Raw genomic sequence first — 26452 nt, forward strand, 5'->3', positions numbered from 1 at the left:
TTTAGTATATTCAGGTTTCTTAATTATTCAGTGAAGTTCATTCTTTCAATTTGAGAATCGACCAGCTTTTCGTCTTTCTGCAAAGTTCTCTTTCTGTAATGTCCGTCGGCATGGAGGAATCGAGCTTTGACGTTGTCTCTCAATTGAACGTCCAGGATTTTTTTGATTCTATCCTTGTTCTTAGGTTCCAAAATCGGAAAGAGGACCTCGATTCTTCTTTCGAAATTTCTGGGCATACAATCCGCCGAAGCGAGGAAGGTCGCCTCCGCTCCCCCCGAATGAAAATAGTAGATTCTTGTGTGTTCTAAAAATCGTCCCACGATGGAAAGAACCGTGATGTTTTCCGAAATTCCTTTGAGTCCGGGTTTGAGACAGCAAATTCCGCGGATGATAAGATCCACTTTGACGCCGGCTTGACTCGCCTTGTATAAGGAAAGTATAATATGCGGATCTACGAGAGAGTTCATCTTGAAGATGATTCTTGCGGGTTTTCCTGCGAGGGCATTCTCCGTTTCCTTTTCGATCATCGTGATAAAGGTGGATTTGAGGTTGTGAGGGGACGCCGAAAGAAGATTCAGAGTCGGCATCTTCGCATAACTCGTGATCGTATTGAAGATCGTCGAAACGTCTTCGGTGATCTGTTTGTTTACGGTAAAAAAACTGAGGTCCGTATAATACTTGGAAGTTGTAGAATTGTAATTTCCGGTTCCAAGGTGCACATAACGCACCATGTGATCGTCTTCTTTTCGAACTACGAGAAGCATCTTACAATGAATTTTTAATCCGACAACGCCGTAGACGACGTGAACGCCGCGGGCTTCGAGTTTCTGCGCCCATTTGATGTTTCTTTCTTCGTCAAAACGAGCTTTGAGTTCCACTAGGACGGTTACTTGTTTTCCATTCTCCGCCGCTTGTCCGAGGTATTGAATGATCGGAGAATCCCCGCTTGTACGATACAAGGTCATCTTGATTCCGAGAACCTTCGGATCTTCGGATGCGATTCTTAAAAGATCTTCGATCGCCGAGAAGGATTGATACGGATGATGAAGAAGACGGTCTTTCTTTTTCATCGCCTCGAAGATTTTTTCCGGAGTATCGAACTTCAGGGTCATCTTCTGCTGAAAGAAAGGATATTTGAGTTTGGAAGTGTGATCCAAACCGTAGAAGAACATCGCGTCGTTGATATTCAAAAGAGAAGCAACGTCGAAAACTTCGTGATCTTGAAGTTCCAGGAGTTCCCTGAGAGTGTTTTTGATAAAAGGGGAAGTTCCTTGATGAATGTCCATTCGAACGGCGTCGCCCCAGATACGGTTGCGAAGTTCGTCTTTCATCGTGATCAATAAATCTTTGACCGATTTTTCTTCGTCGATGGAGATGTCCGCGTCTCGGATGATTCGGAAAGGATAGATTTCTTTTACAGTCATTCCGTAGAAGAGATCGTCTACGTGGAGTTTGATGATCTCTTCCAGAGGAAAAAATCTTCTCTCGTCTCCTTTTGTTTTTAGATGTAAGAATCGAGGAAGAACCGATGGCACTTGAACGACGGCGAAGAGATCTTTTTTACCGCCGGTCTTTTCGTCGTCGGTGCTGAGGACCATCGCGAGGTTCAAGGATTTGTTGAGAATATGTGGAAAAGGATGGGAAGTGTCGATCGCGAGAGGAGTTAAGATCGGAGAGACGTCCTCTTTGTAATAACTCTGGATCTGTTTGATTTCGTCGATCGTCAATTCTTCCGGATTGAGAATCACGTGGATTCCCGCCGCTTTCAATTCTTCTAATGTATTGGAGAATGTTTCGTATTGTTCTCTAACAAAGGCGCGGACCTTGTCGGAAAGATCGGAGAGAATTTCGGAAGCGCTGTCTCCGTTGAGGCTTCTTTCGTCGTTTCCTTCTTTTACGAGATTGCGGAGCCCTGCAACTCGAACCATGTAGAATTCGTCGAGATTGGTTTCGGTGATACTTAAGAATTTTAGTCTTTCTAAGAGTGGGTTTTCAGGATCGTTCGCTTCTTCCAAAACACGTCGGTTGAAATCGACCCAGGAAAGTTCCCGGTCGAAAAATATGTTCGGGTTGCCGAGATGGATCTCCGGTTGATTCCCGTTGGGAGAACCGTTTTCGCTCGTCTTTGAAGGAGCTTGTTCTTGTATTCTTGGCTTTGACACTTGGATATCCTGAAAATTCTGGGACCCCTCGGAGGAAAAGAGATCGAAACGAGGGATTCTATTCCTGTTTAAACCTCCTTTGCGGGGAGTCAATGATTCTAAGAGGGATTTTGATGAAGAGCTTCGGATCCCTTCTTCTTTTTGGACAAGATTCTCCGAAACTTCATTGTCGGAGAAACGACACTCTTTTGTAAAAAGTCGCGCGCCCCACCCTGATTTTGGGTGGTGGGGTGGGGGGCGGAAAAACGTTCGGGAAATTTTCCTTACCAGAAAAACATTCTCTTTGCAAGAAAAAAGTCCTCCCTTGTAGGAACTCCCACACAAGGCTTTTCTTTGAGTTCGAGTGAGGTTTGTAAAGTCCTGTCCCCTGTTTTTTCGGTGTGGAGTTCCCGCACTTTGGTAAAACGAGTTTCCCTCGTGCCTCGGTAAAAGTGTGAGTTCCTACTTTTCCGATTTCACCGGACGAATCCCCCTTCCCCTAAAAAGCATGGAGTTCCCGCATCCAAAAGTAACGAATCTTTCTGATCGAGACGATTTTATTCGTAGGAAAAGCTGAATTCTTCTTGGCAGGTACTCGTCTAAAACAATGAATACAGAGTAAGGAATAAAAACTTGGCAATTCCCAGTCGTTACGCAGTCGCAATTCATATTCTCACATTCCTGGAAAACGGGAACGGGGGAGATACGACTTCGGATACGATCGCCCAATCCGTAGGAACCAATCCTGCGATCGTCCGAACTCTAACGGGAAAACTCAGAAAGGCCGGTCTTGTTTTGACCAGACAAGGAGTTCCCGGCGCAAGCCTTGCAAAACCGGCGACGGAGATCCTACTTTCCGATATCTATCGCGCAATCGAAGATTCGGATTGTCTCTTCAATGTCCACGACCACCCGAAACAAGATTGTTCGGTGGGAATGGGAATTCTTCCGGCTTTGGAATGTATTTTCGCGCAGGCACAAACCGCGCTCGAAGCCAAACTTGGAGAATTCTCCCTTGCGGACGTAATGAAGCAGGTCCGTGGCGAGTGTCAGAAAAAAATGTCTCTCACAAACTGATTTTCATCGTTTTCTTCTTTCCTTTTTTTCAGTCCAACCTGTTAGAGTGTTTATTACAAGGTAACATCTTATCCCAAATCATACAAAATAGGGAAATTCAAAGGAGAAAGGAACATGGAATTACTGGAAAAACTCAACTGGCGTTACGCGACAAAAAGAATGACGGGAGAAAAGGTTCCAAGGGAAAAAGTGGAAAGAATCTTAGAAGCCATTCGTTTGACCGCCTCCGGGTTCGGCTTACAACCCTATAACGTCCTCGTCATTGAAGATGAAGAATTAAAACGCCAAATCCGTCCGATCGCATACAACCAACCCCAAATCGAAGAAGCCTCTCATCTTCTCATCTTTGCCGCATGGGAACAAGTAACGGAAGAAAAAATAAACGAGTACATCCAACTCATCTCCAAAACCCGAAACAAAACCGTGGAGTCTCTGGAAGGATTTAAGAATTCCATGCTGAATTGGCTGAAGTCGCATACTCCGGAAACCGCTTACAACTGGGCCGCGAGACAAACCTATATCTCTTTCGGAACCGGAATCGTAGCCGCCGCCATGGAAAGTGTGGACGCAACTCCGATGGAAGGATTCAACGCAAAGGCTTTGGATGAATTGTTGCACCTAAAAGAGAAAGGTCTGCGATCAACTTCGATTCTAACGTTGGGTTACAGGGATGTCGAAAAAGATACGATCGTGAACGCACCTAAGGTACGAAGGTCGAAAGAGAATTTTGTAATCGAGTATTCTCCAGTCTCCTCGGTGTAAAGAGATAAAATATATTCCAATCGTAGAATATTCAAAATAAAGAATGAATCTTGTCCGGATCCTTATGGAAAATCATCCGGACGATCATTTTTAGAGATTCGTTTTTTAGGAGAGCGTTGGAGAATCCCGTTTTCCTTTTTAAGAACTAAGAAAACTATCTCGTCCTGTTTGAAAAAGAAAAACGAAAAGTTCTATCTTTCGATAATCCATGTTTTCAGAATTTCCAGATCGTCGATCACTTGAATCTTATACTTTCCGGAGATGACCGGAAGAATGCTCCAATCAAAATACCAAATCGAAACCTTCCATTCCGGTTGCAGAATCCAATCGACTCTTTTACAAACGGAATCCGGATTACAGACTTCGACTTTTAAATCGCGTTTCCCCGGTTTGCGGATATCCAAAGAGATGATCGGTCGTTTCTGCGGATTGAACTTTTCGTCACATTCCGAAAGTTTATTCTTTGAGAGATCGGAACAGATCTTAAAATCATCTTCAAAAATAGCCTTCCCTGCGGGAAGAGCGTTTGACGGATTCCAATAGACGACGCCTTCTTTGAGTTCTTCCAAAACCCCTTCATCCGTTTCAAAGACCGTCGGAAAGGATTCCAAATTTTGAAAATCTTCCGTCGGTTTCAAAACGTGAAAGTGAAGATGTGGAGCACTGCTAAATCCTGTGTTTCCCGAAAGTCCGATCTTTTCTCCGGTTTTAACGATTTGTCCCATCTGAACGAAAACACCCTTGTGTTTCAAGTGAGCGTATTCCGCGATACTTCCGTCCTTATGAAGAATCTGAACGTAATTCGCCTTGTCCTTAAAGAAAGGGGTCGTTCCTCCCGAAGTAAATTTATCTTGAACCGCTATGACAAGACCTTCTCTCGCGGCGATCACCGAACTTCCTTCCGGAAGAGAAAAATCAAGAGCGTAAGCGAAGAGACCGAAATGAGTAAACTTTCCATTATAACCTTGACCGATTCTCGCGGAAGATTCGAAAGGTAGACGATAAACTACATTTTTGGATTTACTCGCGTTAAAATCACCCGCCCTCACGTAAATACTCGAACTATAGGTACGTTCTTTTTGAGCGTCTAATGGCTGTATGGTGAGAATTTTCGTCGGTTCGCTGTTTCCTTTTGAAACGAATCGAAGCGGAAGAGGAGTGTCTGATTCGAAATTTTCTAACGTTGTAAAATTAAAATAAACCGTGAAAGGATAATCCGCGCTTGGGGTTTTATTCTGGATATAAAACTCGATCTTTTGATTCTCATTTCGAGTAAGAATACAAATCCATTCTTTCGGTTTGCATTCTCCTTTGAACTCTCCGGTTTGCGAGAATAAGGAAATAAAAGGGGACAAAAGAAAAATGAGGATGAGAATTCGATTTCGCATACTGTAGAACTACTTTTTGTGAACAAAAAATAGAGTAAATCATCATTTTATAGTATGAAAAATCGAGGAAAGTTTTTCTTTCCCGAGTTCATGCATTGGATTCAAATCCCTGGTCAGCAATTTTTCGGGGGACTCCAATACGGTCCTATATCTTTCAGTCTGAGAGGAGATAAAGAGGATCCCTCGTATTTTTTATATCATCGAAAGAAGGTTTGAATTTTTTTGAGCAAGGAAGTGGAATTCCTCCGAGTTCGTTAAAGAATGGGATTTCATAGGAATCCTATTCTTTCGTTGGATCGGATTCTTCTTAGAACTCCGAGTTCTCGCAAATTGGTATTCTTCTCCGTAGTTTTCTTTTGAGAACAAGGAGTTCCTCTCGCTTGGAAGCCGACGTTTCAGGCTCTTTGACAAAGATCTTGAATCGGAATTTTTAACGTTTCCTTTTGGAAGAAGGTCGGATCTGGTCATCCAAGATCACCGCTTCTAAGAGAAAGTTTCGCAAAGTCCTTGTTTGGATTTCCTTTTTAGAAAAATACGAAATCGATCTCACGATCTTTCTTTCCCCGGAAAAGAGTAAATTTCTAGGATCGGAAAGAAGATGTCCTTGGCAAAAACCGAATTCTACGCCCTTTTTCGGACCGAGTGGGATGGAAGAAGGCCAGATAAAACAAATTCTCGTATTGAGAAAATAATAGGGAACGTTGTATGAAATCTTCTCTTTTAAGTTAGGGATACAATCGAGAACGATCCCTCTGAGAATCAAAACGATTTCTTTTTCTTCTTCCGTAAGTTTTGTAAAAAAAGATTCAAAATTCTTCATACATCTTGCTTGATAAAATCGATTCTCAAATCCAAATCGTTTCTGTTTAATAAACGACGCTTACGAAAAAATCGGGAACTCTAAAAAGTATCCGAAGGCAATCTTCCGATTCTTTTCTTAAATAAAATCAACCTTTTAAAACTCGCTCACTTGTTCCGACAAACCGTTTTTCGTAAAAATCGCTTGTAACGGACTTAAAGTCCGTTCCGCTATACGATAAGGCTTGATATTTGTTCAGAGAAAATTTCGGAAAATTCTTAAGAGCTACTTGCGAAATCTTGTAAGAAGCTAGCTAGGAGATTCAGTGAAATTGCAATCGAAACGAGGGAGATCCCGCAAGTTTTGTCTCACTCGGTTTTTTAGTTTTTTAAAAACTGATTTGCCGATCCATTCTTAGATTTGATTTGATCCTCTTTAAAAAAATCCCAGCACGAATCCGGCGAACGCGGCTCCGCTCAAAGGTGCGACAACGGGAAGCCAAGCATACTTCCAATTCGAAGATCCTTTTCCCGGAATCGGAAGCAGAAAATGTGCGAGTCTCGGACCTAAGTCTCTCGCGGGATTGATCGCGTAACCCGTTGTTCCTCCCATCGAAAGGCCGATACTCCAGACTAAGATACCGACTAAGAATGCGCCGAAGTGGGTTGTCAATCCTTGCATCGTTGGAGAGAAGATGGAAACGATTCCCAAAATAAGTAAAAAGGTTCCTAAGAATTCGCTAAAAAAATTGGAAACGGTATTTGAAATCGCAGGTTCCGTCGAAAAGACCGCGAGGATCTTTCCTTTATCTTTTGTCTCTTTCCAATGAGGAAGATAATGCAAAAAGTTGAATACTGCTCCTAAAAAAGCGCCAGCGACTTGAGCGGGAATGTATATTAGTAATTTCGAATAGTCTCCGGACTTGATCGCGAACGCGAGTGTCACCGCAGGATTGAGATGTGCGTCCGGACTTCCGAAGGCGTTGGAAGTAAAAATGCCGAGCATCACGGCAAAAGCCCAGCCCGTCGTGATTACGATCCAACCGCTGTCCTTGGATTTGCTGTGTTCGAGCAGAACACCGGCGACGACTCCGTTGCCCAAAAGGATCAAGACGAAAGTTCCTAAAAATTCTCCCAAAACAGGCGATATCATAATTCCCCCACGAAATTCGGGACCAAAATCCACGGATTTCTAAGATCGGCAATTGGTTTTTAGAGCCCTGAATTTTTTCATTTTCCCTTATCTTTTTTCCGTTTCGACCGATGTAGAACTTAGGAGGACAAGATGCCCGCATTTACGATTCCAGGACTTAGCTCCGGTCAAGACACGAATTTGATCGTAAAAAAACTGGTTGAATTGGAAGGAAAACCGATTCGCCGACTTGAGCAACAGAATTCGTTTAACAAAGCTCAAGTAAAAGCGTGGAACGATCTAAAAATCGTAACCACCGACCTCCAGAATAAAACCAGAGCACTCATCTCTTTTACCGCCCCCTTTGCGATGAAGAATATCGTATCCGAACCGGAAGGTGTCGTAAGCGGGGACGCTTCCCGTTCCGCGAGCGCTGGAAAACGTAAAATCGAAATCAAAGAACTCGCAACCTTTCACCAAGTTTCCGGAGACAAAACCGACGCGAACAAACAAATTCCTGCCGGAAGTTTTAAAATCTTTTCGGGAGATTCCGAAAAAGAAATCGAATTCTCCGGAGGAACGATTCGAGATCTTGCGAGCGCTATCAAAGTATCCGCCGCGGGACTTGTGAACACGGGTCTTGTAAAAGTGGACGGAGACAATTACGTTCTCACGTTGACAGCTGGACTTTCCGGTAAAGAACGCAAGCTCAAGTTCGAGGATGCGAATGGAGTTCTTCAAGCTTCCGGTCTCGTAGGCGCAACGGAGCCCGCAGATCCGCCGAAAGAAATCAATCTTCTTCCCGAAGCGGATCAGATTCTCGTGTTTCAATCCGAAAAATACGGAATTCCCGCAGATGCAAAACCTACTTTCAAAGAGGAGAACGGAAAAAAATGGATCGAAGTTGCGAGCGTCGGTTCGTTTCAATTCGGAATTCCGACTTCGGAATTTAAGAAGAATACAAAGATAGAACTCATCACGTCTACCCAGTTCGCACCGGAAGACAAACTAGAATTAGGAATTCTTTATAAAGAAAACGATAAAGAGAAGATGATCTTGGAAACCGCTTCCAAACAGGAAGGAAAGATCGTCCTCAATCTCAAAAGTTTTCCGTCGGGTATGAAAGCTCATAAGATTCTTTTTGCGAACTCGAGCGGAAAGACAGTCGTATTAGAAAATTTTCATATAGTTGTTCCCGGAGAATTCAGAGGAGCAAAACCTGCAAAGGAAATTACCGAAGCAAAAGACGCAGTCTTCCTCGTAGATGGAATCGAAGTCAGTCGTCCGAAAAACGAGGGATTGACGGACGTTCTCGACGGGGTTTCTATGAACCTTCTCAAAAAAACGGAAGGGCCGGTTAGCATCGATATCAAGACGGATTCCGATAAGGGTCTCGAGATGATCAAAGAATTCATAGCCGCTTACAATACGGTTCTGAAGTTTTCAAAAGAATCCACTGCCGTTGATAAGAACGCGCAAGTAAACGACGGAAAAGAGGACGGCGGCGAAATCGGGCAAACCTTCTGGGAAGGAAAAACCAAAACGGGACTTTTATCGGGAGAACATACCGTTCTTCGTCTGATCGCCGGAATGAAAACGGTCGCGAGTTCTTCTTATCCGGTTACGGGTGAGAATCCCGTTCGAATGTTAAGCGACATCGGAATTTCCACGGGAAACGTGGGAAGCAAATGGGCCGATATCCAGGACGGTTTTTTGATTCTCGACGAAGAGAAGTTGAAAAACAAACTCGCCGAAAATCCGGATGCGGTTCGAAATCTCTTTGCGATCGACACAAATTCGGACGCGAGAATGGATACCGGAGTCGCCGTGGATCTTTTAGAACACGTAAAACCTTACACGCAATATGCGGGCGGTCTTGTTTCCGGAAAAGTGAAGATGCTCGAAGAGCAAGTCACTGATAATAATAAGAAGATTAAAGAATACGAAAATCATCTCGTGAGTTACGAGAAAAAACTGAAATCCAAGTTTCTTTATATGGAGCAGGGAGTCGGTAAAAACAAAGCCGTGGGAGCCTATCTGAACAACAACCTCAGAGGCGCCAGAAACGAGTGATTCAAGAAGGAGAATGAAATGGAAATTTATATCAACGAACATCTCTTAGATAGTTCTCTTGAAAACGAAAAGAAATTGGGCGAAGTCTTCGGAGAAATCACGAAGTGGGTCGAGTCCAAAGGAAAGTATCTTCTCGGTTGCACCGTGGACGGAGTGGAGTTTCAACCTTCCGAAATGCAGGATCGAGGAATCGATTCCACAAACAAGATGGAATTTTTTATCGGGGAAGAGATGGACTTTTTGGTTTCCACTCTAACCGAGTTGGATCTCTATGTTGATAAGGTTGGCTCCACACTTTTCGGAAGAGATTCTTTGACTGAAAAGGAATCCAAGGAATTATCGGACGGAGTTACGTGGATACAATCCGTTTTGAATTCCGCTTCGAACCTTCTTCATCTCAAATTGGATCAGATCAAACCGATGGGGACCGGTAATACCGTTTCGCAGATCGTATCCGAGATATCTTCGCATTGCACGAATCTTGATAGCACCGAAGCGATCGAATCCTTTTTGGAGAATCTGAGAGATCTCAAACTTTTTATCATGGATCTCATCGCGAGAACGCAAGTGTTGGATCTGGATTTGCCGACTCTAAAAGAAATTTTGAATACGTTTATCGGAAACGTGGGCGGACTCAAGGAAAGTTTCGTAAAAGTAAACGAAGCCTACCAATCCGGAAAGGACGAAGTCGCGACGGAACTCCTGACTCAATCGATTTCTCAGATCAACGTACTTTTGACTTCGTTTATCACTTTGAAATTCAGAAAACCGGATTTGGATCTTTCCGAAATTTCAGTCGAAGGAATCGGCTTCGAGGAGAAAACCGGAGAATTGAACGAGATTCTTGCATCGGTCGCCGTAGCATTGGAAGAGAAAGACATTATTCGCGCCGGAGATTTGATCGAATATGAACTTCCGGGAACGTTAGACGAATTCCTTCCGTTTCTGAAATTGATTCAGGAAAAAATTTCGTAACGGACCGACCTCTAAGGGAAAGTTTTGGAGAATCCGTCCTTGGCGTTTCGCCCAAGGACGAGCCGCTTCCGTCCTCAACGTATTTCTCTGCGGCTCCAACCTAAACTCCATCAACCGATCCTAAGACCGCAGAAAGAATTTCGAAGAAGAATCGTTGATTCTTCCACAATCGCTATTGTGTCGGTTTAAACGAATTCGGTTTAAAATACTTCCAGACAAAAGATTGTAATATCGTCGGACATTTCTCCGCCGCCGTAAGAACTGGAATAGGAAAGAATGGATCGAATCATCGAGCTTGTGTCTTCGCTTACCAAGGATTTCACCGCGTCTAAAAATTGATGCCTTCCTAAAATATTACCTTCGGAATTTCTGACTTCGAATAAACCGTCCGAGTAGAATAGGATTCGATCTCCTTTGATCAGATCGAGTTCGTATCGATGAATTTTCGGAGAGGCGATCGCAAAAAGAATTCCGCCCGAACCTTCGATAAAACTACATTCTCCGTTGCGAATCAAAAGACCGGGGTGATGACCTCCGTAACTGTATTCCAATCGTTTGGCCGAGGGAACGTATCTCATATAAACAGACGAAAGAAAATGTAACGTGATCGTATCTTTCAAAAGATGATGCATAAACAAAAGATTCTGATCGGTAAGATTGCTTCTTCCTGTCGCGGCACCGAAAGCGATGGAAGTCATCGCCGCAACCATCGCGGCGGAAATACCGTGACCGGAAACGTCGCCGAAAAGAATATGAAGACTTTCGTCCTTTTCCTTTTTCACGTTTAGAATATCCCCTCCCACCTTTACGTAAGGTTGAAAATGGGAATGAATTTTGTAATCCGGGGAATCGGGAAAGTCGCGAGTTGTGATCATTTCCTGAATGTCCCTCGCTAGGTCAAGATCCAAGTCCAATCTATATAAGAGTTTTCTAATTTTCTCCAATGATTCTTTTTTCTCTGTGATATCTCTTAGAATATAAACTTTCCCTCCGTTTTTTCCGGAAAGGGGGATCGGAGAGGAAGAAACTTCCAAATATTTGTTTTCCGGAACGTGAAAGTAATCTTCCTGTGGACTGAAAAGATTTTTTTCGGCGTTCACCTTCAGATTCATGAATTCTTTTCTTTCGAAATACGTATCCGAAGGAAATCCTTCCAGATATTCGGAGAGATTTAACTTCATTCCCATTCCAAAACCTTCCGGGAGATTTAACATCTTTCGCGCGGAGAGATTACTGAACAATAGAGTTCCCTTCGGTGATAGTAAGACCACACCTTCTCTGATTTCAGAGTAAAGTCGGAGTGCAATGTGCTCCAACTTCAAATCCATAAATCCGTATTTATGGATCGCGATAAAAATGCAGATCGATTGGATTACCGCGGCGCTCCCGCTCATCGGAGGGAAGGTTAGGGATGGATTGATAAATCTCGGTAGAATGGTGGTAAGAAAACTAAAGACGAAGGTTACTATCGTTCCATACGCGACGAGTCTGGATTGTTTTTTAAAAAAGGAATTTTGGGAACGAAAACTTTTAACGATCAGAATCACGGAACCGAACAAGGTCGGAACGCCGATGACGACGGTGCTCACCGAAATATACAAAGGCCCCGTCGCAATTACGTCGCCCCAATAAGTTCTCGTGCTACCAGCGATCACCAAATCGGTGCTAATCGCTATGATAAACGACACCAAGGAAAGGCCTCGAAAAAAATAGATCAGAAACCGAAACGATGCGGACGTGAATTCCACAGCGAATTCGAAGAACAGACAACCGATAAAGATCCAAGAAAAAGAGGAAATTTTAAAAATGATTTCAGGCCAGTTTCCAGGTAAAAAAGACCAATAAAGAATGAGTGCGATATGCCAGATGGCCAAAAGGAACGAAAATCTAAGGTAAAGATTTACGGTTCTTGATTTACCTTTGAGTGCGCTGACATACGCAAACAAACATCCGTTGATCATCAAGGCGGTAAAAGGAATCAGAACATAAGGGTTCATGATCAAAAAACCTCCAGAATCAGGATCGCGAGATCGTCGGTAAGTTTTCCGCGACCGAAAGCCAAAGAATGATCTATGGACGTCTTAAGAATTTTTTCGGGAGTTTGGACCGGGATTTCTCGGAGTCTTTCGAAAAATTCCTCGTATCCAAGAATATCACCGTCCATATTCCTTACTTCAAAAAGGCAATCGGAATGCAGGAAAACGATGTCTCCCTTCTTTAATTGAAAGGAATAATTTGATAAGTCCGTTTCCGGAGTGACCAGTAGAATTCTTCCGGAACCTTCTAACGAAATAACTTCTCCATCCCGAAAAATCAGGATTGGATGATGTCCTGCATAAGAATATTTTAATATTTTTGTATTTGGATCGAAAGAAAGATACACCGCGGAAATGTGATGATTGAGGACTGCGCCGAGGAGCAAGTTCTGGATGTTTTCGAGAGCTTGTTTCGGTTCCGAATTTTTCTCGGAGACGAGCTGGAAGGAAATCGAAAGCATACCCGCTACCATCGCTGAGGAAATCCCATGTCCGGAAACGTCCGCAAAAAAAATATCCAATTTCCCATCTGTGCGTTCCAGTGCCCTGAAAAAATCTCCTCCCACCAATTCGAACGGCTGAAAATGGGAATGGAATTTATAACGTGGATTTTCCGGAAACTTAGTGGAGATCGCCGATGTTTGCGCGATCTTTGCGATTTCGAGATCCTTGCTGAGAGCGGTATAAATCGCTTCGATCTTTTCTCGAGAATCTATTTTTTCAGTAATGTCCCTTAAAATAAAAAGATAACCTCTTTCGTTTCCGGTCAATTCGATATTGGATCTCGTGAGTTCTACACCTTTGCAACTTGGATTGAAGATCGGTTGATATTCTTTGGAAAGGTGATTGGGATTCTCCTGATAACCGCGGAAATAATCGGAAGGATAAAAATGGGAGGGAAGAATATTTGAAATTCCTAATATTTTAGTCGCAGAATCGTTCATGAAAAAAAGAGAGCGGTCCTGTTTTACCAAGATCATTCCGTCGTGAATGTCTTTGAAAAGTTCTACGGCCAGACCTTCGATATTGATTCTTAAAAAACCGTATTTTGTGATGGCGACAAATATTAGAAAAGACTGAATTACGATCGCCATTGGAGTCCAAGGTACGGAAAGAATTCTGCCTTGTTCGTCCACTTGGATGATCTCCGAATAAAAGCTGAGACACATCGCGACCATGGAACCGAAGATGGCGAGTCCGATTTGTTTTCTCTGATTTTTATGTGAAGAAAAAAAAGATTTCGCGAGAATGCCTAAGCCGATAAAAGCGGGGAGCGCGACGAACGAAAGGATTACTATATGATAAACGGGTCCGGGTTCGTTTTCGTATCCCCAATAATAATGAATACTTCCTTTCACAACTAGATCAGTTGTAAGCGTGAGAAGATAAGAGACTGGAACTCCGATGCGAAAAAACCAAAGAAACAATCCGGGGGAACGATTGAGAAACGTATAAACGAATTCTAAGTAAAGTGCTCCCACTGGAAGCCAAGTGATGGAAAGAATTTTGAACGCCCAAGTCATCCACGATTCGGGAAGATAGGACCAGGTAAAAATATAGGTGAAAAGCCAGGCGTTTAGCGAAGTGGAATAAATCAGATAAGAACGAATGATCGGATTGCCCGTGCGTCTTGCGTAAACGAAGGCGATAAAAATCGTATTCGCAAGCAAAGCAATCATTGGGAAAAAAAGATAATAATTCATATGAATGAAATCTGTTAAGACCTCGAAATGATAGGATAAAGATCACCTAAACGAGCCGATTGAGAGAATCGGAATTTCAATCCTATTATTGGTTTTGACGAGGAATTTGAAACTATAAAATGGTTCTTTATAAAAATACCAATCTTTTTGAAGATAAAGAAACAAAACGAACGTACGGAACAAAACGTGTTTTTATTCCTACCTTTGCGAAGTCCCAAAAACGAAAATTCAATTCCAAAAGGTTCAAAAAATTCTAATCATTCACAAATCCGCGATCTTACAATCGTATGTGTGAATAGAACTTTTTGTTCCTAACAAATGACTGGAATTTTCCAATCTTAAATACTTTTAAAAATTGGAAATAAATAATTTCTTATAAAAGAGTGTGGAATTGTTTTTGATTCCGGTGAAAAGATAAAATCGGTTTTAAGGAGATTTATTATGGGAAAGGGGAGATTCCCCTCGATCGAATGGAATTCGAATCAAGGGGAGATCGGTTTTAATCAAAGGATTTCGTCGCTCCGATATTGACTGCAAGAATCGTAGATTCCGCTCCGTACGAATACCCTGCATTGTTAAATGAAGTTGGTCCCGTTTTGATCGAATGAGAGAAGTCCCAATCGGTTCCCTTCGCGCCGTTCACGTGATTTTTGGGGCCGTTATAACTGACTCCCAAATCCAAACTCCATTTATCGAAGAGATAACTGATCCCTCCCGCGAACACGTGATAGACGGAGAAAAATCCTCCGGTGGTTCCGCCCAAGCCGTTACTTTTGATCGCAAGCGAATTGTAAGAATAGCCGAGTCTGTAGATCCAAGAATCCGAAAGTTTATGTTCGAATCCGACCAGAACCCCGCCTTGATTTCGGAAATTGAGATGTGCGTCCGCGTCCGCTAAATTACCGAAGGGGGTAGGGAGCCAAGGGTCTTCGAGTTTCTGATTTGCCTTTTTGAGATACGAACCGTAGTTCGTGTAGATTAAATCCACTGCGATCTTGATATTTTCAGGTCCATAAGAAAAACCGAATGAATGTTTTTCGGGAAGATCAAAATTATAGGAAACCCCTGTTCTTCTGTAATAGTACGGATTGTTAAGGCCGATCTGATAATGACCATTCAAAGGAATGGAAGAATGGGCTTGATAGGAATAGGCGATTCTGAAACGTTCGGTGACTGCATAGTTGGCCCCGACGACACCTCCGATCGTAAACGCCTTCTTGCTACTCTCGTAATAATATCCTTGTCCGGGAATTTCAACCGTTCCTGTGATGTCATAGTATTTTTGATTCAGTTTTTGTGTTCCGTAGATGGCCTCTATACTCGCCCCGAGAGATAAATTTCCGATCTTAAAAGAAAGACCGTTCACGAGTTTTACAACTGCAAACTGATTTGAGTTCGATTCTTTGATTTGTTTCGAATCTCCGATCGGACCCGGAATATTGATTCCGGCCCAATCATTGAGAGATTGTCCGTTCGGAGTGTTTCTCGTAATCTTATCCACTCCTCCGATCGCTCCACCGGGAATGTAAAGTGCAACTCCGTAATCGATACTATCCGTTACCGGAAGTTTAAGCGCGATATAAGGTGCGGGTGCGTTGACCTGACTTTTCTTATCGTTATTATAAACGTAACTCGGATTGGAATCTAAGAATTGATCTTGATAACGATTGTAGATCGTAGAATTTCCCAAACCGAATTCTATCTTTTTACCTTTCGTGAGAGATAGATTTGCGGGATTCAACGCTACATCCACTGGAGAACCGCCTAACGCGGTATTGGTGCCCGCAAGTGCTTCGTATCTCGCGTTGATTGCGTTTCGCGTCAAACCGTCCACCGCCCAAATTGCCGAATCTCCAAACAAGGTGAGAATGAAGAAAATACCCGGTAAGAAAAACCGAGATCTCCTATTGCCAAATTTTGAAACCATTCCGAATCTCCTGAGAAAAAAGTAACTCAAAGGATTTTCGAGGGAGAATTCGATTCAATCAGTATAAAAGAAAAATTTCCGCTATATGAGATAATATATGATTAAATGTAGATCAATTTGTTTCTTTTGTCTAAAATAATGGAAATCCCTTTGTTCTCGGGTAAGAAGGAGTTCCTACTTTGAAAAGGAAACTGCAAGAGAAGAATTTCTGTTTTCGAAAGCGAGACGCTCGGACCGGAACCCTCCTCAAAAAGAGAACCCAAATTGAATTTCAAAGGAACGTTTTCCTTCGATTTTTTTGATTCTCATTCGGAAGGGAACAAGGTCGAGCGTTGTTCGGTTGCCCAATCTTATATTTTGGTTTACGCCACTTTATAAAGCAAGATGTCTCTTTCTCGATTTTGTATATCATTGATATCTGAATTCTAAAAAGGGAATGGTATCGAAACAATGAATCCTTTGACTAAAAACCAAGCTCAGAGTCTCCATGAGTCTTTTGAAATTATCAATTTAGATAAAGTAAAATTTGCGGAACTCATCTTTGCCTTTTTGAAATTCAATCATCCTAAGTACGAAAATATCTTTACCGTCCTCAAGGTGGACGACGTTCGAACCTTCATGGGTTCGGCTAGAGAAGTCGTTACTTCTTGTAGTCACGATTTCTTATTCCCAAGAGCCATTCGAAATTTTGGTTCCGAATGTCTGAAGATCTGCGGTCGTCCGGAGGACATCCTACATCTGGAAAAAGCTTGGATTTTCGGAATGGCGGAGTGGTTGGGGCCTTGGCATACTCCGGAAATCGAAGAGACCTGGAAGGAAGTATTCAATATTACGTATCTTTCACTTTCGGAAACTCTTCAATGGAATTGAATAAGAATCGTTTCCTCGAACGTTTTTTCTTATCTTTTATTTTTTCGAAATCTCTCCGTTCTTTTCTTTTTCCCTCATCCTGTACTTTTGTTCCGACAAAGTATTCAATGTTAAAAATCGTTTGATGCGGACTTTAAGTCCGTTCTTTGATATCCCGGGAAAATTTCTCTTTTTTAAACGCGGCAGGGATCGACTCGGAGTCAATCCATCGTATTTCTTTTTCTTTTTGTTTTCCTGGAAAATCCGGATGGATTGACTGAAGAGGAGAGCCCGGTCCGTCGAAGACGGAGCCGCCCAAAATAATCTTAGAGAAAGATTGTATTTTTAGAACTCTGGGACTTTAGAATTTCTCTCGCTTCGGTTTCGTCTTTCTTCAATTGAGAGATTAAGTTTTCCACTCCCGAAAACTTGACCTCGTCCCGAAGCCGATCCGTAAACGTGATTCGAATCGTTTGGTCGTAGATCTCCTTCTCAAAATCAAAAATATTCGATTCTACTGTGAGAGGATTTTCTCCGAAAGTAGGATTGCGTCCTATGTTGATCATCGAAGGATATTCTTTTCCTTCTACGTTCGTATATCCCGCGTAGACGCCTACTCCGGGAAGAAGAATGTTCGCGTCCGGCTTTACGTTCGCAGTCGGAAATCCGATCGCCCTTCCACGTTTATGTCCTCCGACCACGACTCCGGTTATAGAATAAAAACGATTGAGACAATTTTTCGCTTCTCTCACGTTTCCTTCCCCGATCAGTCCTCTCACGTAAGAACTCGAGAGTTTGATTTCTCCCAGATAAACCGGATCCACCCTTTCCACGGTGTAGTTTAGCGTTTCTGCATATTCTTTTAAAAGTTCGTAGTTTCCCCTTCTTCCCTTTCCGAAACAATGGTTGTATCCGATCACGATCTTCTTGGTCTTTAATTCTTTGAGAAGAATCTCTTCCAAGAACGTTTCCGCGCTCATTTCCGCAAGTTCTGCGTTGAAAGGGAGGACGATCAAAAAATCGATCCCTTGTTTGCGGATCCATTCTTCTTTGTCATTGAGAGTCATCAGACTCTTCATTTCGGGATTTTTTCCTAAGACGATCGCCGGATTCGGATCGTAGGTGACGACGCAAGAGGAAAGGCCGCTTTCTTTTGAAACCTTGAGAACCCGATCGAGGAGCGCCTGGTGACCGAGATGAATCCCGTCAAAATTTCCCAAGGTGACTACGCAAGGAGAATGAATTGATTTTCCCGCTCTTTCAAGTGTATGGATTGTGATCAAATTCTTCCCGATCCTGTCGATACTATAAGTAGATGTTTTTCTACCGATTCGTATTCTTTTCTCTCTGTTTAATTTTTACCAGTACGGGGTTTCTCCAATCGGAAGAAAATCCGAAATTTAAAAAATTCATCAACTTCGATCATCAGGGAGAAGAGGGCGCACCTCTCCAAACGGAAGATTTTCGAACCTACGCCGAACTTTCCACTTGGGCGATTCACAACGGTCTTCAATTAGTCCGGGATCGCTCGGATTTTGCGCCCGGCGCCGGGACGGGAAAACTCCAGAACGGACTTTGTAGAATGATTCCGGAAGATGGTCTCCGCTTTTATCTCACCGCCGATCCTTCTCGAAACGAACCCCTCTATGTTCAAATGGATCTAACGCAGTTCACATACACGGAGCGCCCGAAAGGTCTCAAACCTCGGGATCTAAGAATTTTTGTGAACGGGGTCTTAAAGTCGACCGTCGTTTTTCCGGGAAATTCCTCCACGTATTCTTCCCAATTTCCCGTTCGTTTCCGGGTGGATCCCGGAGAATTGATAGAAGGACGTTTGGACTTTCTTCTGGTTCCGAATGCGGGTGAACTCGGTCGTTTCTGGGGAATCTGGGACGTTTTTTATCATTACCACGCTCCGGAATCGAAGTAACGTTTTCTTTTTCGTTCGTTTGGTAAGAATGAAACTTCCGTTCAAAAGGATTGTATTTTGGAAAATGCGGGAACTCCCCGGTTTTCCTGAAGAATTTTTTTGATTTAAACGTAGGAACTCACACAAACGGAAACTATTGAAATTTCAACGTTCACCAATCTGAATGTTTTGATCCGTAATTCCCGCGGACTCCGATTGCAAAACGTTCACTCTGTTCTCAAAAAGTAGGAACTCCTTCTTTTTGAAAAAGAATCGTTTGAATCGAGGAAAATGCGGGAACTCCCCCGGTTTTCCTGAAGAATTTTTTGATTTCTGAAATGTTGGAACTCACACGCCAATATTTACGGAGCGTGCAAGCCGCGGTCTTTGTCCGTTAAGGGAAGTTGGAAGTGAATTCCGCCGGACTGATCGTCTTGAAATAAGATGTGAGTCCCGCGACTTTGAAGACTTTTTCGATCGCAGGTTTCATGTTTGCGATGAAGAAGGATCCGTTGAGATCTTGCACGTAATTGAGTTGTTTGATCAACATTCCGATTCCGGAAGAATCGATGTAATTCAGTTTTTCAAGATTTACGACTACGTTTTTGTTTTCTTTGTTTACGTTCGTTTCGAAGAACGTTTTGAGATCGATCGATGTGTATATGTCCAGACTGCCCGAAAGACTTACTATGTTTGTTTCTCCTGACTTTCTGTGATTGATTTCCATACCGATCCTTTCCTTCCCTTTTCCTAGAATTTGACGATAAGTTCAATCTATTTTTGATAAAATTATGGGGAAAATCTGAGAACCTCCGAAACTATAAAAGGACGGCATCCTGAAACTGACATGAAAGCAACATTATTTTATTTCCTCATTTTAATTTGCGCCTTTGCCGGTATTTCGGGCCAGGAATTCGAACCCGACGGTAAAGTGAAAATTCTTCCTTACGAACCGGGCCAGATTAAGGACTTGGAACTCTTAGGGAAAGATATTGCCGAGTTTCACAAAAGGATCGAAAGTCGTCTCGCATTCTTAAATCGAAGAAAACAGATCCAAGACAATCTCTACAGCCAATTTATTCCTGCATACGAGGATCAAATTCCTCAAACCAGAAATCGTTATATGCTCGATCTTCGTTTTGTTTTGAAGGTTTCGGGCGCCGGCGCGCAAAATTCTCCCATTAAATTGGAATCGATCCTCTTTTGGAGCCGGAAATCATTAATTTCCAAAATGAGACCTCAATATGAGGAAATCAGCATTTTGAAAAACGATAAGATCAACACCGAAGGTTCGGATGCGATCGAGTTGGTAGTTAAGAAAAAAACGGACTCAGGAACCAAGGAAGCGGTGTATAATGTCTCGACGATCCGGGAACCCGCGCAGAGAGTAAAACTCGTTCGTATCTACAGAACGAACCTGATTGAAATCATTCGTAGAATCGATAAATATGTGGAAGGAAGCATCAAGACCAGCGCGGAAGACGTGGAAACCACTCTTCGAGAAGTGGAGAACGGCGGTCCGTATCAGGAGAATCTTCCAAAGGATTGAACCTCTCTCATGAGTGATCCGGATTTTAAGAATCAGTTTCCGGATCACTATAAGAATCTCGGCCTTTCTCCTCTTTCCTCCATTGAAAAGGTCAAAACACGTTATCGTGAATTGGCGAAAATCTTTCATCCCGATAATCGAGAAACCGGCTCTTCGGATCTTTTTCAAAAATTCGCACATTCCTATCAAATTCTCACGCACCCGATTCGAAGAAAAGAATACGACCTCCAGTATCTCTCAAGACATCCGGAAATTCTCTTTCGTTTTCGATCCGCAAACGAAGAAAAGAACGCAAGCGGAGAAGTTTCGTTTCGACCGAAAGAAATTCCCGCGTCGAGGATTTTATACGCGGGTCAAGCGGTCGAACTCGCGAAAAAAGGACTTCTTCGTGCGGGGATGCGGAACCGGGAAAGAAAAAAATATTCCGGGATCTTTTACGATATTAGAATTCTCTTAACTTCCGAGGAATTAAACGTTCCTATCTTCGCAAAAATTCCTCTGGTGGTTCGAGTTCTTTGTCCTGATTGCAGAGGGTCTAACGTGTTCTGCGATTCCTGCGGAGGAAAAGGAACCTATAAAAGTTTTCGAAATTTGAATCTGGAAGCAGAGGCCGGTAAACTTCTTCCGGGAAAAGTTTATGAACTGGATCTCACCGGTCTCAAGCCGGACGGTTTTGTTCATTTTAAGAAGAATCGTCTGAAAGTAAAAATTGAACTCCTGGAAGGGAGTAAAAAATAGGTCTTATGCAAAAGCTGATCCGATTCTATCCGATCTACAAAGAAAGAATTTGGGGGGGAAGAAAGCTCGGAAATTATCCGGGAAGATCGATCCCCGAAGGAAACATCGGAGAATCCTGGGAAATTTCGGACTACGGAAACGAAGTTTCCGTGATCAGCAACGGCCCTTTAAAGGGAAAGACGTTTCGAGAAGTATATCAGCAAAACACGGACGCGATCTTAGGGAAAACCTTTCGCGGAAAACCGTTTCCTCTTCTTATCAAACTCATAGACGCGAAGGAAAAACTTTCGGTGCAAGTGCATCCGGACGACACCTACGCGGAAAAATACGATCCGAACAACGCGGGTAAAAAAGAGGCGTGGACCGTTTTACAAGCGGAGCCCGGTTCCAAACTCGTATGCGGTTTTTCGAATGCAACAAGAAGGGAAGAATTTCAATCCCTCGTGGAAGCGAATCGCGCTGAGGAAATTCTCAGAGAAATTACCGTGAAAGAAGGGGATTCTTTTCTTCTGAATCCTGGAAGGATCCACGCGATCGGAGCCGGAATTCTTTTGATGGAAGTGCAACAATCTTCGGATTCTACGTACAGGGTCTACGACTATGGAAGACCGAGAGAACTTCATCTTAAAAAAGCGTTGGACGTTCTGGACTACAGTGGTCCTTCGGAAAACGATATTCTGAAACCCGAAGCCAAATCTTGGGAAGACGGAAAGAGATTTCGTCTAACGGCAAACGATAAATTCTTAATGGAAACCTTGGAAGTTTCCGGAGAAGGAAAAACGTTTCAAATTCCGAGCTTATACAAAGAATCCGTTTTTCAAATCCTGATCGTTCTCAAAGGAAGAATCCGAATCGAAGAAGAAGAATTCTCCGAAGGAGATACTGCATTCTTGACGGCCTCCGGTCTGCAAGAGGGAATTTCCGCGGTCAATCTCGGAACCTTCGCGAAACTTTCGATTTCAGGCCCCGGCTCCGATTGGGGAATCTATAAAGATTAGAATTCTTGAATGGACCCTGAAGAACCTATCATTTGGATCAGCGAGGAAGAACTTTCCAAACAGAGAAAGATCGCAAAAGATCTTCGTAAAACGCCTTGGTGGAAAAAGAAAAAGGCCGGCGGGATCTGTCACTACTGCGGAAAGAAATTTCCTCCGGAGGAGTTGACGATGGACCATTTGATTCCTCTTGCAAAAGGTGGAAAGTCCATCAAAGCGAATCTGGTTCCCGCGTGCAAAGAATGTAATTTCGCTAAAAAGAACAAACTTCCCTTTGAATTCGATTCCGGGAACTAAAAGGGAAATAACGTGCAAGATCTATCTCAGGACGATGAATTTCAAGAACACGAAGAATCCGGTCAAGAGACGGTTCAACTTTTGGATGAAGACGGAAATTCCCATTCTTTTATCATAGCCGAAGCGCTTGAGATCGATGAAAATCAATACCTTCTTCTGACTCCCGTTTTGGAAGAAGATTTCGATCTGGTCAATCTGGACGTGAGTTTTTTGAGAGGAGAGGACGACGCCGGATATTTTGCGGTTCGTCTCGAGTCCGACGAATTCGGAGAAGATTGTTTGATCGAAGTCAAGGACAAACGTGAACTCGATGATATTCTCGCCGAATTGAACGTAGATATCGTTTGATCCGGTTTTCGTTCGAGAAGTTTGATTTTATAAGAAGAGTTGTATGTCATCATTCTTCTTGCGAAACGGTTATAGGATTGAATCAAAAAACTAAAATTGCGGGAACTCCAAGGCGTTGAATCGAACGGACATTTTCTCGAAACGTTAAAGAAATTGAATAGTTCTGTTCTTGTAGGAACTATCACAAATTTTCGTTTCGATTTTAAGAGAAGAATCTTGAGAAACGGTTGATTTTAGGAAAAATTGCGGGAACTCCCTCTTTTCTAAAAAACGACGATCGCGCCGCGCTTTCCACTTTTGTTTTCCTGATCAAAATAAAGTAGGAACTCCCTCTTTTTTAAAAAACGACGATCAAGCCGCGCTTTCTCCTTTTGTTTTCCTGATCAAAATAAAGTAGGAACTCCTTCTTTCCCAAAAAACGATGATCGTGCCGCGCTTTCCACTTTTGTTTTCCTGATCAAAATAAAGTAGGAACTCCTTCTTTTCTAAAAAATCGAGGATCGAGCCGCGCTTTCCCCTTTTGTTTTCCTGATCAAAATAAAGTGGGAACTCCCTCTTTTTTAGAAAAACGACGATCAAGCCACGCTTTCCACTTTTGTTTTCCTGATCAAAATATTGTAGGAACTCCTTCTTTCCCAAAAAGAGAGAAGCATCCCGTTCTTTTTAGCAAACGGAAGGATCATTCTGAGAACTTAACGTATCAGACAAAAAATTTGTCGGAACAAAAAACCCGAAGTGGTAAGTCAAAACCGCACGGATGAACGAAAAGAGAAGCGCCCGTTAACATTCCTACTTCCGAAAAAAATTTAAAAATCCGTATCCCCTCGAGAAAGAGTTCCATCCTCTTTTTCGGGGGAGAGAGAAGAATGAGGAACTTTTCTCAGAGAAAAACCTTTGCTCCCAAGATACAAAAGAAAAGCTCCAATCATCCCTCCCAGGAGAATCAAAAACAAAAATGTATTATAAATAGTTAATGTAGTAAAACAAACAAAACTCAAAACGAGGGAGAAGATCGGAAGAACCGGATAAAAAGGTGCGCGGTATGTCTTCGGTGCCTTTGGGTTTCGAATTCTCAAGACAAAAAAGGAAATCATACTGATACAATACATTCCGCAGGCTCCGAAGGCCGAGAGAGTGATCAATTCTCCCGTGTTTCCAAATTGAAGAGAAATGAGACCGATCAAACCTCCGCAGAGAATTGCAAAACTCGGAGCTTTCGTTTTTGAATTCAAGCGAGAGAGAATTTTTGGAAGAAACCCTTCTTTAGAAAGTGCGTAGATTTGTCTCGAATAACCGAGGATGATTCCGAGAAGAGACGCGATGAGACCGAAAAGTCCGATTCCAGTGAAAAGCAAGGTCGTCCAAGAGGAAGATCCATAAAGATTTCCTAATGTAAAAGAAAGAGGATAATCCAATTTCGAAACTTCGTTCGTAGAGATGACCCCGGCCGTTCCGAAAAGAACACCGAAGGCCAGAAGGACAAGGGTTCCGATTCCGGAAAGATAACCCCGAGGAATGTCGCGCTCCGGATTCTTCACTTCCTCCGCCGCCATTGCAACGCCTTCTACCGCGAGAAAAAACCAGATTGCGTAAGGAAGGGCCGGAAAGAGATTCCAAAAAGAAAAAGAAGAATTTGCTGTGATCTTTGCTAAATCGAAATGAGGAAAGAGAAGAATCAAATAGAAAAGAAGCCCGAAGACCGCGGTGAGTGTCACGAAGAGCTCGAACCTCGCGGTCTGTTTGATTCCTAAGAGATTGATTCCGAGGAGAAGGAGAAAAAAACCGTTGGACGCCCATCCTTCACGGATCAGGGGAAATAAAAAATGAAAGTAACCTCCGAGAGCCGAAGCAATCGCAGGAGGAGCGAGGACAAATTCCACGAGAGTAAAAAATCCGGCGATCAAACCGCCGATCGAACCGAGTGCAACGTGCGCGTACGCCGAGGGTCCTCCCGCATGAGGAATCGAAGTCGCGAGTTCCGTAAAACAAAGTGAGAAAGTAGAATAGAAAATCGCGACCAAACCGACGGCAACGGCGAATTCCCAGAAGTTTGCGTGCGCCCAACCCAAATTCCAACCAAAGTAATCGCCGGAGATGACGAGACCGACCGAGATTCCCCAGAGGTGAAGAGGACCGAGAACTTTTTGTAAAGAGGAAGACATGAAAGAAGAATCCATTCTTTCTTTGGAAAAAGAAAAGAAGTTTTTAAAAATCGAGATTCTATTTTTATAAAGAATTCCTTTTTAAAGAGATGAGTTCTTTTTCTCGATTTCTTTCCAGAGAAGAATTTAATTTTTCTCTGGAAGAAGAAGGTAAGTTCGTTTCGAAATAAAAAAGAGGAAGCAAGGTAAATCAGTTCGTATTCCGAAAGAATGCGGGAACTCCCAAAGTTCGGAAAAGAGAAATCCTTCTGAACTCAGTAAAACGTGGGAACTCCCAACGCTCGGAGAATCGAAATCCTTTTGAACTCAGTAAAATGCGGGAACTCCCAACGCTCGGAGAAGAGAAATCTTTCTGAACTCAGTAAAATGCGGGAACTCCCAACGTTCAGAGAAGAGAAATCTTTCTGAACGCAACGAGAAGGACTTGGAGTTGCTTTGTAGGATTGTTTCAAAAAGAGATCCTTTGTCGGAAGAATCGAAAAAGAAAGAAGATCGAACTGAAGACCTTGAAAAAAGTATGAGTTCCTACTTTTAAAAAAAAAAGAACTTTAGAAGATTCTAAAATTCTCAACCGATAAAAGGCATCATTCTTTCCATAAGAATCCGGCGGTTGTCCCCGCTCTGAAGAGCAATGACTCCTCGGATGATCGCTTGTCTGCGATCGGATTGTTCTTTCGACCAGGCCTTGATACGATTTGCGAGAGGAAAGAAGATGAGGTTGGCAAAAGCGATACCATAGAAGGTCGCAATAAATGCCGTGGCGATTCCTTCTCCGAGGGCGCGAGTTCCCGCGCCTAAATTCTCAAGAACCCCGACGAGTCCCATGACGGTTCCGATGATTCCGACCGTAGGAGAAAAACCGCCTGCGGTTTCTAAGATCTTCGCCGAATTTGCCTCCTTGTCTTCCATCGCGATCGCGGATTCAAAAAGAATTTCTTCTACTGCGCGAGGATCGGTTCCGTCCACGATGAGTTGAACTCCTCTCTGGAGAAAAGGATCTTGGATAGATTTGAGATTGTCTTCGAGAGAAAGAAGTCCGTTCTTACGAGCTCTTTCTGCGAAATCAAGGAAGAGTTCACCGAGAGGCAGTTTGCGTTTCGGGAAGACGGCCGCTTGGAGATTGAGGACGAGGTCCTTCATCTGCTCGAGAGAAAAACTCGCGAACGTCGCGCCTGCGGTTCCACCGATGATCAAGAGGAGCGCTGAGATTTTGAGAAAAGAGAGGAAGTGCGCCCCTTCCAGAAGAATCGCTATCAAGACGGATAAGAATGCGACAGAGAGACCAACGAGAGTAGGATTCATTTCCGCAAGAGTTCCCGCAAAGCGACGTTTTTACAAGAAGATTCTGTCTCATAGGAAAATGAATTCGGGCGCATGCTCGGGCAAAATTTTTTGGAAAGAGGGAGTTCCTACTTTTGAAACGCCCGATCACCAGGCTCTCAGCTCCAATCCATTCCTAAGGAAACGTTTTCAAAACGGGAAAAAGAGCCCGTAAAAACGACGGAATGGATTCCGCTTCGATCCTTTGCGCAGGGCTTTTTGGAAAAACGGAGATTCTTCCGGGATTGCGAGATCCTACTTTACGATCTCTTC

22 protein-coding genes are annotated in these 26452 nt (G+C 43.0%); 11 read left to right on the forward strand and 11 right to left on the reverse strand.

Annotation, left to right across the window (positions count from 1 at the left end; translation table 11 throughout):
* Positions 1-23 precede the first annotated feature (23 nt).
* Complete coding sequence (gene ppk1, locus DLM75_RS06140; RefSeq protein ID WP_118968009.1) at positions 24-2162, reverse strand: polyphosphate kinase 1; 2139 nt, start codon at positions 2160-2162, stop codon at positions 24-26.
* 612 nt (positions 2163-2774) lie between these two features.
* Here ppk1 and DLM75_RS06145 point away from each other — a divergent pair.
* Positions 2775-3218, forward strand: a complete 444-nt coding sequence (locus DLM75_RS06145; protein WP_118967576.1) for an Rrf2 family transcriptional regulator — start codon at positions 2775-2777, stop codon at positions 3216-3218.
* 114 nt (positions 3219-3332) lie between these two features.
* On the forward strand, positions 3333-3980 hold the full coding sequence (locus DLM75_RS06150) for an NAD(P)H-dependent oxidoreductase (RefSeq protein WP_118967577.1): 648 nt from the start codon (positions 3333-3335) through the stop codon (positions 3978-3980).
* 191 nt (positions 3981-4171) lie between these two features.
* Here DLM75_RS06150 and DLM75_RS06155 read toward each other — a convergent pair whose 3' ends face one another.
* From DLM75_RS06155 to DLM75_RS06170, 3 genes are all read right to left on the reverse strand, one after another.
* Entirely contained in the window at positions 4172-5368 is a 1197-nt protein-coding gene (locus DLM75_RS06155) for a M23 family metallopeptidase (protein WP_118967578.1), read from the reverse strand.
* 430 nt (positions 5369-5798) lie between these two features.
* On the reverse strand, positions 5799-6188 hold the full coding sequence (locus DLM75_RS06165; RefSeq protein ID WP_118967580.1) for a DUF1801 domain-containing protein: 390 nt from the start codon (positions 6186-6188) through the stop codon (positions 5799-5801).
* Between the two features lie 414 nt (positions 6189-6602).
* Positions 6603-7319, reverse strand: coding sequence for an MIP/aquaporin family protein (locus tag DLM75_RS06170; RefSeq protein ID WP_118968010.1), 717 nt, complete (start codon positions 7317-7319; stop codon positions 6603-6605).
* A gap of 132 nt (positions 7320-7451) precedes the next feature.
* Here DLM75_RS06170 and fliD point away from each other — a divergent pair, with 132 nt between their 5' ends.
* Entirely contained in the window at positions 7452-9371 is a 1920-nt protein-coding gene (gene fliD / locus DLM75_RS06175; protein ID WP_118967581.1) for a flagellar filament capping protein FliD, read from the forward strand.
* Between the two features lie 18 nt (positions 9372-9389).
* On the forward strand, positions 9390-10346 hold the full coding sequence (locus DLM75_RS06180; protein ID WP_118967582.1) for a DUF8042 domain-containing protein: 957 nt from the start codon (positions 9390-9392) through the stop codon (positions 10344-10346).
* 200 nt (positions 10347-10546) lie between these two features.
* Here DLM75_RS06180 and DLM75_RS06185 read toward each other — a convergent pair whose 3' ends face one another.
* The 3 genes from DLM75_RS06185 to DLM75_RS06195 all read right to left on the reverse strand — a co-directional run bounded on the left by DLM75_RS06185 (position 10547) and on the right by DLM75_RS06195 (position 16012).
* On the reverse strand, positions 10547-12343 hold the full coding sequence (locus DLM75_RS06185) for a SpoIIE family protein phosphatase (RefSeq protein WP_118967583.1): 1797 nt from the start codon (positions 12341-12343) through the stop codon (positions 10547-10549).
* Between the two features lie 2 nt (positions 12344-12345).
* Positions 12346-14085, reverse strand: coding sequence for a SpoIIE family protein phosphatase (locus DLM75_RS06190; RefSeq protein ID WP_118967584.1), 1740 nt, complete (start codon positions 14083-14085; stop codon positions 12346-12348).
* 499 nt (positions 14086-14584) lie between these two features.
* Positions 14585-16012 carry an OmpP1/FadL family transporter gene (locus DLM75_RS06195; protein WP_118967585.1) on the reverse strand — a complete coding sequence of 476 codons (1428 nt, stop codon included), beginning with the start codon at positions 16010-16012 and terminating at the stop codon, positions 14585-14587.
* 450 nt (positions 16013-16462) lie between these two features.
* On the opposite strand from DLM75_RS06195, the gene DLM75_RS06200 reads away from it, so the two are divergent.
* Positions 16463-16882, forward strand: coding sequence for a globin (locus tag DLM75_RS06200; protein ID WP_118967586.1), 420 nt, complete (start codon positions 16463-16465; stop codon positions 16880-16882).
* Positions 16883-17187: 305 nt separating this feature from the next.
* Here the strand turns inward: DLM75_RS06200 and DLM75_RS06205 are convergent, their stop codons facing one another.
* Positions 17188-18144: a bifunctional riboflavin kinase/FAD synthetase gene (locus DLM75_RS06205; protein ID WP_118967587.1), complete on the reverse strand. Its 957-nt coding sequence runs from the start codon at positions 18142-18144 to the stop codon at positions 17188-17190.
* A 32-nt stretch (positions 18145-18176) separates the two neighbouring features.
* Between DLM75_RS06205 and DLM75_RS06210 the strand changes: the two genes are divergently transcribed.
* Complete coding sequence (locus DLM75_RS06210; RefSeq protein ID WP_118967588.1) at positions 18177-18791, forward strand: LIC10729 family protein; 615 nt, start codon at positions 18177-18179, stop codon at positions 18789-18791.
* Between the two features lie 373 nt (positions 18792-19164).
* Here the strand turns inward: DLM75_RS06210 and DLM75_RS06215 are convergent, their stop codons facing one another.
* Positions 19165-19497, reverse strand: a complete 333-nt coding sequence (locus DLM75_RS06215; protein ID WP_118967589.1) for an STAS domain-containing protein — start codon at positions 19495-19497, stop codon at positions 19165-19167.
* Positions 19498-19617: 120 nt separating this feature from the next.
* Between DLM75_RS06215 and DLM75_RS06220 the strand changes: the two genes are divergently transcribed.
* Genes DLM75_RS06220 through DLM75_RS06240 form a run of 5 tightly spaced genes read left to right on the forward strand, consistent with a single transcriptional unit; the run spans position 19618 to position 22697 of the window.
* Positions 19618-20319 carry an LIC_12936 family protein gene (locus DLM75_RS06220; protein ID WP_118967590.1) on the forward strand — a complete coding sequence of 234 codons (702 nt, stop codon included), beginning with the start codon at positions 19618-19620 and terminating at the stop codon, positions 20317-20319.
* A 9-nt stretch (positions 20320-20328) separates the two neighbouring features.
* Positions 20329-21057: a J domain-containing protein gene (locus tag DLM75_RS06225; protein ID WP_118967591.1), complete on the forward strand. Its 729-nt coding sequence runs from the start codon at positions 20329-20331 to the stop codon at positions 21055-21057.
* Between the two features lie 5 nt (positions 21058-21062).
* Positions 21063-22055 carry a type I phosphomannose isomerase catalytic subunit gene (locus DLM75_RS06230; RefSeq protein ID WP_118967592.1) on the forward strand — a complete coding sequence of 331 codons (993 nt, stop codon included), beginning with the start codon at positions 21063-21065 and terminating at the stop codon, positions 22053-22055.
* A gap of 9 nt (positions 22056-22064) precedes the next feature.
* Positions 22065-22349 (forward strand): HNH endonuclease, encoded by a 285-nt coding sequence (locus DLM75_RS06235; protein ID WP_118967593.1) that lies wholly within the window; start codon positions 22065-22067, stop codon positions 22347-22349.
* 12 nt (positions 22350-22361) lie between these two features.
* Positions 22362-22697 carry a DUF1292 domain-containing protein gene (locus tag DLM75_RS06240; protein WP_118967594.1) on the forward strand — a complete coding sequence of 112 codons (336 nt, stop codon included), beginning with the start codon at positions 22362-22364 and terminating at the stop codon, positions 22695-22697.
* An 806-nt stretch (positions 22698-23503) separates the two neighbouring features.
* On the opposite strand, the gene eat is transcribed toward DLM75_RS06240, so the two are convergent.
* A complete protein-coding gene (eat, locus tag DLM75_RS06250) occupies positions 23504-24859 on the reverse strand; it encodes an ethanolamine permease (protein ID WP_118968011.1) in 1356 nt (451 codons plus the stop codon).
* 567 nt (positions 24860-25426) lie between these two features.
* The gene (locus tag DLM75_RS06260; protein ID WP_118967597.1) at positions 25427-26161 is read right to left on the reverse strand and encodes a motility protein A; all 735 of its coding nucleotides are present in this window, start codon (positions 26159-26161) and stop codon (positions 25427-25429) included.
* Positions 26162-26452 lie beyond the last annotated feature (291 nt).

It is taken from the genome of Leptospira stimsonii (assembly GCF_003545885.1).
Taxonomy (GTDB): Bacteria; Spirochaetota; Leptospiria; order Leptospirales; family Leptospiraceae; genus Leptospira; species Leptospira stimsonii.

Coding starts and splice junctions, on each gene's coding strand:
- DLM75_RS06150 (WP_118967577.1), top strand. CDS start 3,333: ATGGAATTACTGGAAAAACTCAACTGGCGTTACGCGACAAAAAGAATG.
- DLM75_RS06155 (WP_118967578.1), bottom strand. CDS start 5,368: ATGCGAAATCGAATTCTCATCCTCATTTTTCTTTTGTCCCCTTTTATT.
- DLM75_RS06165 (WP_118967580.1), bottom strand. CDS start 6,188: ATGAAGAATTTTGAATCTTTTTTTACAAAACTTACGGAAGAAGAAAAA.
- DLM75_RS06170 (WP_118968010.1), bottom strand. CDS start 7,319: ATGATATCGCCTGTTTTGGGAGAATTTTTAGGAACTTTCGTCTTGATC.
- fliD (WP_118967581.1), top strand. CDS start 7,452: ATGCCCGCATTTACGATTCCAGGACTTAGCTCCGGTCAAGACACGAAT.
- DLM75_RS06180 (WP_118967582.1), top strand. CDS start 9,390: ATGGAAATTTATATCAACGAACATCTCTTAGATAGTTCTCTTGAAAAC.
- DLM75_RS06185 (WP_118967583.1), bottom strand. CDS start 12,343: ATGAACCCTTATGTTCTGATTCCTTTTACCGCCTTGATGATCAACGGA.
- DLM75_RS06190 (WP_118967584.1), bottom strand. CDS start 14,085: ATGAATTATTATCTTTTTTTCCCAATGATTGCTTTGCTTGCGAATACG.
- DLM75_RS06195 (WP_118967585.1), bottom strand. CDS start 16,012: ATGGTTTCAAAATTTGGCAATAGGAGATCTCGGTTTTTCTTACCGGGT.
- DLM75_RS06200 (WP_118967586.1), top strand. CDS start 16,463: ATGAATCCTTTGACTAAAAACCAAGCTCAGAGTCTCCATGAGTCTTTT.
- DLM75_RS06210 (WP_118967588.1), top strand. CDS start 18,177: ATGTTTTTCTACCGATTCGTATTCTTTTCTCTCTGTTTAATTTTTACC.
- DLM75_RS06215 (WP_118967589.1), bottom strand. CDS start 19,497: ATGGAAATCAATCACAGAAAGTCAGGAGAAACAAACATAGTAAGTCTT.
- DLM75_RS06220 (WP_118967590.1), top strand. CDS start 19,618: ATGAAAGCAACATTATTTTATTTCCTCATTTTAATTTGCGCCTTTGCC.
- DLM75_RS06225 (WP_118967591.1), top strand. CDS start 20,329: ATGAGTGATCCGGATTTTAAGAATCAGTTTCCGGATCACTATAAGAAT.
- DLM75_RS06230 (WP_118967592.1), top strand. CDS start 21,063: ATGCAAAAGCTGATCCGATTCTATCCGATCTACAAAGAAAGAATTTGG.
- DLM75_RS06235 (WP_118967593.1), top strand. CDS start 22,065: ATGGACCCTGAAGAACCTATCATTTGGATCAGCGAGGAAGAACTTTCC.
- eat (WP_118968011.1), bottom strand. CDS start 24,859: ATGTCTTCCTCTTTACAAAAAGTTCTCGGTCCTCTTCACCTCTGGGGA.
- DLM75_RS06260 (WP_118967597.1), bottom strand. CDS start 26,161: ATGAATCCTACTCTCGTTGGTCTCTCTGTCGCATTCTTATCCGTCTTG.